Here is a 6,111-nt window from a genome sequence, read left to right as displayed (position 1 = left end):
TTCAAATGGCGATTCAGCGTTTAATTGGTTTTGGGAAAAAAGAAGAGTTTAAGGAAATTTTGGCAATTTTAAGAAAGCAGAATCCTGATAGGATAAGGGTTCTGTGAAATTTGTCGTGTACAGAGAATAATATTAATAAAAAATAAGGATAAATTTATGGAAAAAACTTTTATGGAAGCAATGGATTTTAGACATGCTTGTAAAATATTTGATGAGACAAAAAAAATAAGTAGTGATGATTTAAATTTTATTTTAGAAGCAGGAAGAAAATCTCCTAGCTCATTTGGACAAGAGCCTTGGAAATTTTAAATAAGACCGTCCCGTAAATTTCAGCCGAATCCGACAAAAAGGCGTGAAGATTTCCTTTAAATAGAAAGACCGAAGGTCATCCTTTTCCTAAAAAAGGGGGGGGCCATGGTTCCAAGATGTAAAATCGAGGGCTAATTCAGGCTATACTTTGCGAAATTTCGCGAGGGTTTCCGAGAAGGTGATTGCGCTTCGCAGATCTCCAGGCGCGTGGGTGCGGACGTAGTCAGCGCCATTGCCGATCGCGTGAAGTTCCGCCGCAAGGCTCGCTGGACCCAGATCCTTTACAGGAAGGCCAACGGTGGCGCCCAAGAAGGATTTCCGCGACACCGAGACCAATAGCGGAAGCCCCAACGCCGACTTCAGCTTTTGAAGGTTCGACAGCACGTGCAGCGATGTTTCCGGTGCGGGGCTCAAGAAAAATCCCATCCCCGGATCGAGGATGAGCCGGTCGGCAGCGACCCCGCTCCGTCGCAAGGCGGAAACCCGCGCCTCGAAGAACCGCACAATCTCGTCGAGCGCGTCTTCGGGTCGAAGGTGACCGGTGCGGGTGGCGATGCCATCCCGCTGCGCTGAGTGCATAACCACCAGCCTGCAGTCCGCCTCAGCAATATCGGGATAGAGCGCAGGGTCAGGAAATCCTTGGATATCGTTCAGGTAGCCCACGCCGCGCTTGAGCGCATAGCGCTGGGTTTCCGGTTGGAAGCTGTCGATTGAAACACGGTGCATCTGATCGGACAGGGCGTCTAAGAGCGGCGCAATACGTCTGATCTCATCGGCCGGCGATACAGGCCTCGCGTCCGGATGGCTGGCGGCCGGTCCGACATCCACGACGTCTGATCCGACTCGCAGCATTTCGATCGCCGCGGTGACAGCGCCGGCGGGGTCTAGCCGCCGGCTCTCATCGAAGAAGGAGTCCTCGGTGAGATTCAGAATGCCGAACACCGTCACCATGGCGTCGGCCTCCGCAGCGACTTCCACGATGGGGATCGGGCGAGCAAAAAGGCAGCAATTATGAGCCCCATACCTACAAAGCCCCACGCATCAAGCTTTTGCCCATGAAGCAACCAGGCAATGGCTGTAATTATGACGACGCCGAGTCCCGACCAGACTGCATAAGCAACACCGACAGGGATGGATTTCAGAACCAGAGAAAGAAAATAAAATGCGATGCCATAACCGATTATGACAACGGCGGAAGGGGCAAGCTTAGTAAAGCCCTCGCTAGATTTTAATGCGGATGTTGCGATTACTTCGCCAACTATTGCGATAACAAGAAAAAGCCAGCCTTTCATGATATATCTCCCAATTTGTGTAGGGCTTATTATGCACGCTTAAAAATAATAAAAGCAGACTTGACCTGATAGTTTGGCTGTGAGCAATTATGTGCTTAGTGCATCTAACGCTTGAGTTAAGCCGCGCCGCGAAGCGGCGTCGGCTTGAACGAATTGTTAGACATTATTTGCCGACTACCTTGGTGATCTCGCCTTTCACGTAGTGAACAAATTCTTCCAACTGATCTGCGCGTGAGGCCAAGTGATCTTCTTTTTGTCCCAGATAAGCTTGCTTAGCTTCAAGTAAGACGGGCTGATACTGGGCAGGTAGGCGTTTTATTGCCCAGTCGGCAGCGACATCCTTCGGCGCGATTTTGCCGGTTATTGCGCTGTAGCAAATGCGGGACAACGTAAGCACTACATTTCGCTCATCGCCGGCCCAGTTGGGCTGCGAGTTCCATAGCTTCAAGGTTTCCCTCAGCGCCTCGAATAGATCCTGTTCAGGAACCGGGTCAAAGAATTCCTCCGCTGCCGGACCTACCAAGGCAACGCTATGTTCTCTTGCTTTTGTAAGCAGGATAGCTAGATCAATGTCGATCATGGCTGGCTCGAAGATACCCGCAAGAATGTCATTGCGCTGCCATTCTCCAAATTGCAGCTCGCGCTTAGCCGGATAACGCCACGGGATGATGTCGTCATGCACGACAAGGGTGACTTCTATAGCGCGGAGCGTCTCGCTCTCGCCAGGGAAAGCCGAAGCCTCCATAAGGTCATTGAGCAATGCTCGCCGCGTCGTTTCATCAAGCTTTACGGCCACAGTAACCAACAAATCAATATCGCTGTATGGCTTCAGGCCGCCATCCACTGCGGAGCCGTACAAATGCACGGCCAGCAACGTTGATTCCAGATGGCGCTCAATGACGCTTAGCACCTCTGATAGTTGGTTCGAAATTTCGATGGTCACCGCTACCCTCATGATGTCTAACTTTGTTTTAGGGCGACTGCCCTGCTGCGTAACATCGTTGCTGCTCCATAACATCAAACATCGACCCACGGCGTAACGCGCTTGCTGCTTGGATGCCCGAGGCATAGACTGTACAAAAAAACAGTCATAACAAGCCATGAAAACCGCCACTGCGCCGTTACCACCGCTGCGTTCGGTCAAGGTTCTGGACCAGTTGCGTGAGCGCATACGCTACTTGCATTACAGCTTACGAACCGAACAGGCTTATGTCAACTGGGTTCGTGCCTTCATCCGTTTCCACGGTGTGCGTCACCCGGCAACCTTGGGCAGCAGCGAAGTCGAGGCATTTCTGTCCTGGCTGGCGAACGAGCGCAAGGTTTCGGTCTCCACGCATCGTCAGGCATTGGCGGCCTTGCTGTTCTTCTACGGCAAGGTGCTGTGCACGGATCTGCCCTGGCTTCAGGAGATCGGAAGACCTCGGCCGTCGCGGCGCTTGCCGGTGGTGCTGACCCCGGATGAAGTGGTTCGCATCCTCGGTTTTCTGGAAGGCGAGCATCGTTTGTTCGCCCAGCTTCTGTATGGAACGGGCATGCGGATCAGTGAGGGTTTGCAACTGCGGGTCAAGGATCTGGATTTCGATCACGGCACGATCATCGTGCGGGAGGGCAAGGGCTCCAAGGATCGGGCCTTGATGTTACCCGAGAGCTTGGCACCCAGCCTGCGCGAGCAGCTGTCGCGTGCACGGGCATGGTGGCTGAAGGACCAGGCCGAGGGCCGCAGCGGCGTTGCGCTTCCCGACGCCCTTGAGCGGAAGTATCCGCGCGCCGGGCATTCCTGGCCGTGGTTCTGGGTTTTTGCGCAGCACACGCATTCGACCGATCCACGGAGCGGTGTCGTGCGTCGCCATCACATGTATGACCAGACCTTTCAGCGCGCCTTCAAACGTGCCGTAGAACAAGCAGGCATCACGAAGCCCGCCACACCGCACACCCTCCGCCACTCGTTCGCGACGGCCTTGCTCCGCAGCGGTTACGACATTCGAACCGTGCAGGATCTGCTCGGCCATTCCGACGTCTCTACGACGATGATTTACACGCATGTGCTGAAAGTTGGCGGTGCCGGAGTGCGCTCACCGCTTGATGCGCTGCCGCCCCTCACTAGTGAGAGGTAGGGCAGCGCAAGTCAATCCTGGCGGATTCACTACCCCTGCGCGAAGGCCATCGGTGCCGCATCGAACGGCCGGTTGCGGAAAGTCCTCCCTGCGTCCGCTGATGGCCGGCAGCAGCCCGTCGTTGCCTGATGGATCCAACCCCTCCGCTGCTATAGTGCAGTCGGCTTCTGACGTTCAGTGCAGCCGTCTTCTGAAAACGACATTTGAACCGGGAACCTTCCCTTTTTGGCTAGGCGTGAAACAATGGTCATTTTCCCTATACCCAAAATGACCAGGAGGCCCGCATGAAAGTCGCACGCATCTACCTGCGCGTGAGCACGGAGGAACAAGACCTAAGCCGGCAGGATGCCATCGTGGAGAGCTTAAATAAGACCGTCCCGTAAATTTCAGCCGAATCCGACAAAAAGGCGTGAAGATTTCCTTTAAATAGAGAGACCGAAGGTCATCCTTTTCCTAAAAAAGGGGGGGGCCATGGTTCCAAGATGTAAAATCGAGGGCTAATTCAGGCTATACTTTCTTTTTCTACTTTTACAGGTTTTTCTCTCAGTGGTATTTTTGTTGCATCACTTGCATTATAAAAAAAGAGTGTATCTCTTAGATACTCCTTTACAAACTGCTCATGAGTCTTTTGTGCAATTTTAAGCTCACTGAGCTCCTTAAAGACTCTACTAAATTTAGACTCACTTGGAATATCGTTTTTATATCTCCACCCACATAATACTCTGAGGGTTCTATCGTTTTTGAGCCTATCGATCAAATCTCTTGTTGTTTGCATATTATAAACACTTTTAGCTATGAAGGCTCGTGCAATCTCTTCTCTATCTTTAGGAGTGTTTGTAATAGATACTATTGTTACATTTTTTTCAATTTGTGCAAAGTCCAATATCTTTATAAGCTTCTGTTCTTTATGGGATAATTCCTCTAATCTAAGCTCCTCTTTTAAAATTGGAAATAAAGAGGATTCAAGGTTTAAAATTCGCAACAACATTTTTGATAATCCAGAGGAAGCATTTTTAAAAGAAAATTTTGGTAAGATACTCATATAAAGCCTATTTGATTGATGTTTTGTATTGTTTTTTGTGGTAAAAAATTATAACATTTACATGATTTCAAAAGGCTTTTTAAAATTTAAATTAGCTTAAATTATTGGTTGTTTGCGGGAATCTGCAAGTGGCTCCTAAATTTGAAGATACTTTAAGAGAGAATTTTTTATAAAAATAGAGGATTTGACAATGAGTTTATTATTAAACAAAGGTAAAATAGGTAATTTGGAACTAAAAAATAGAGTTGTAATGCCACCTATGTGTATGTATAAAAGTGATAATAGTGGAGAATTAAAAGATTTCCATATGTTTCACTATACTTCAAGAGCAATGGCTGATGTTGGTTTAATTATTGTTGAACCAGCATCAGTTGAGCCAAAAGGAAGAGTTTCATCTTTTGAATTAGGACTTTGGGATGATTCTTTAATTGAAAATCATAAAAAAATGAATGAGAAGTTACACTTATTTGGAGCAAAAAGTTCTATACAATTAGCTCATGCAGGAAGAAAATCTGAAGTTGTTGATGATATTTGTGTAGCTCCAAGCTCAATTGCTTTTAGTCAAAAATCACCATATAAAGTTCCAAAAGCGTTAAGTCTTGAAGAGATAACAAAAATAAAAGAGTTGTTTGTAAATGCTGCAATTAGAGCCGAAAAAGCAAATTATGATTCAGTAGAACTTCACGCTGCTCATGGATATTTGTTGTGTGAATTTTTATCACCTTTAACAAATAAAAGAGATGATATTTATGGTGGAAGTTTAGAAAATAGGTGTAGATTAGTAATTGAAACTGCAAAAGAGATAAAAAATAGGGTAAAATTACCCCTTATTGTTAGAATTAGTGCTGATGAATGGATGCAAAATGGATGGAATATAGAAGACTCTATCTATTTATGTAAAGAGTTAGAAAAAGTTGGAGTTGATTGTATTCATGTTTCAAGTGGTGGAAATATAGAAAATCCAGATAAAATACCAAAAATTGAACCATTTTATCAAGCTAATTGGGCAAAAGAGATTAAAAAAAGTGTAGATATTCCTGTTATTGCTGTTGGTTTAATAACAACAGCAAAAGAGGGTGAATATCTTCTTGAAAATAGTTTTTGTGATTTTGTTGCATATGGAAGAGAGTTGCTTAAAAATCCAAATCTTGTATTTTATGCTGCAAATGAACTAAACGAAAAAGAGAAAATTAATAGCTCTTATGCAAGAGCATTTTAAAAATAATATTCTCTGTACACGACAAAAATAGATAACTCATTGAAATAATGTCACAATAATTGTTTTCTAACGACGAATACTATGACACATCTCAATGAGTTATATCTTATCTTAAACAAATCTCTAAAATGGAAC

Annotated in this window: 6 protein-coding genes and 1 pseudogene; 3 read left to right on the top strand and 4 right to left on the bottom strand. The window is 46.3% G+C overall.

The features are described from left to right. The first annotated feature begins 156 nt into the window (after positions 1 to 156). Positions 157 to 309: a nitroreductase family protein gene (locus FTU82_RS15405; protein WP_218947764.1), complete on the top strand. Its 153-nt coding sequence runs from the start codon at positions 157 to 159 to the stop codon at positions 307 to 309. Between the two features lie 141 nt (positions 310 to 450). On the opposite strand, the gene sul1 is transcribed toward FTU82_RS15405, so the two are convergent. From sul1 to FTU82_RS15390, 3 genes and pseudogenes are all read right to left on the bottom strand, one after another. Next, positions 451 to 1,260 (bottom strand): sulfonamide-resistant dihydropteroate synthase Sul1, encoded by an 810-nt coding sequence (gene sul1, locus FTU82_RS15400; RefSeq protein WP_180101602.1) that lies wholly within the window; start codon positions 1,258 to 1,260, stop codon positions 451 to 453. After that, positions 1,254 to 1,601, bottom strand: a complete 348-nt coding sequence (locus FTU82_RS15395) for a quaternary ammonium compound efflux SMR transporter QacE delta 1 (RefSeq protein ID WP_000679427.1) — start codon at positions 1,599 to 1,601, stop codon at positions 1,254 to 1,256. The genes sul1 and FTU82_RS15395 overlap by 7 nt, the downstream gene beginning before the upstream one ends. A gap of 116 nt (positions 1,602 to 1,717) precedes the next feature. Next, a pseudogene (locus FTU82_RS15390) lies at positions 1,718 to 2,556 on the bottom strand (AadA family aminoglycoside 3''-O-nucleotidyltransferase). Between the two features lie 145 nt (positions 2,557 to 2,701). Between FTU82_RS15390 and intI1 the strand changes: the two are divergent. Further along, positions 2,702 to 3,715, top strand: coding sequence for a class 1 integron integrase IntI1 (intI1, locus tag FTU82_RS15385; protein ID WP_000845054.1), 1,014 nt, complete (start codon positions 2,702 to 2,704; stop codon positions 3,713 to 3,715). 502 nt (positions 3,716 to 4,217) lie between these two features. Here intI1 and FTU82_RS15375 read toward each other — a convergent pair. Further along, positions 4,218 to 4,757, bottom strand: a complete 540-nt coding sequence (locus FTU82_RS15375; protein WP_180101600.1) for a transposase — start codon at positions 4,755 to 4,757, stop codon at positions 4,218 to 4,220. 190 nt (positions 4,758 to 4,947) lie between these two features. On the opposite strand from FTU82_RS15375, the gene FTU82_RS15370 reads away from it, so the two are divergent. Next, a complete protein-coding gene (locus FTU82_RS15370; RefSeq protein ID WP_180101598.1) occupies positions 4,948 to 5,976 on the top strand; it encodes a tRNA-dihydrouridine synthase in 1,029 nt (342 codons plus the stop codon). Positions 5,977 to 6,111: the final 135 nt, after the last annotated feature.

The sequence above is a fragment of the Acinetobacter sp. YH12151 genome (assembly GCF_013418355.1).
GTDB lineage: Bacteria > Pseudomonadota > Gammaproteobacteria > Pseudomonadales > Moraxellaceae > Acinetobacter > Acinetobacter pseudolwoffii.
Note: the sequence above shows the minus strand (reverse complement) of the source record. Positions and strands in the feature narration are given on the sequence as shown.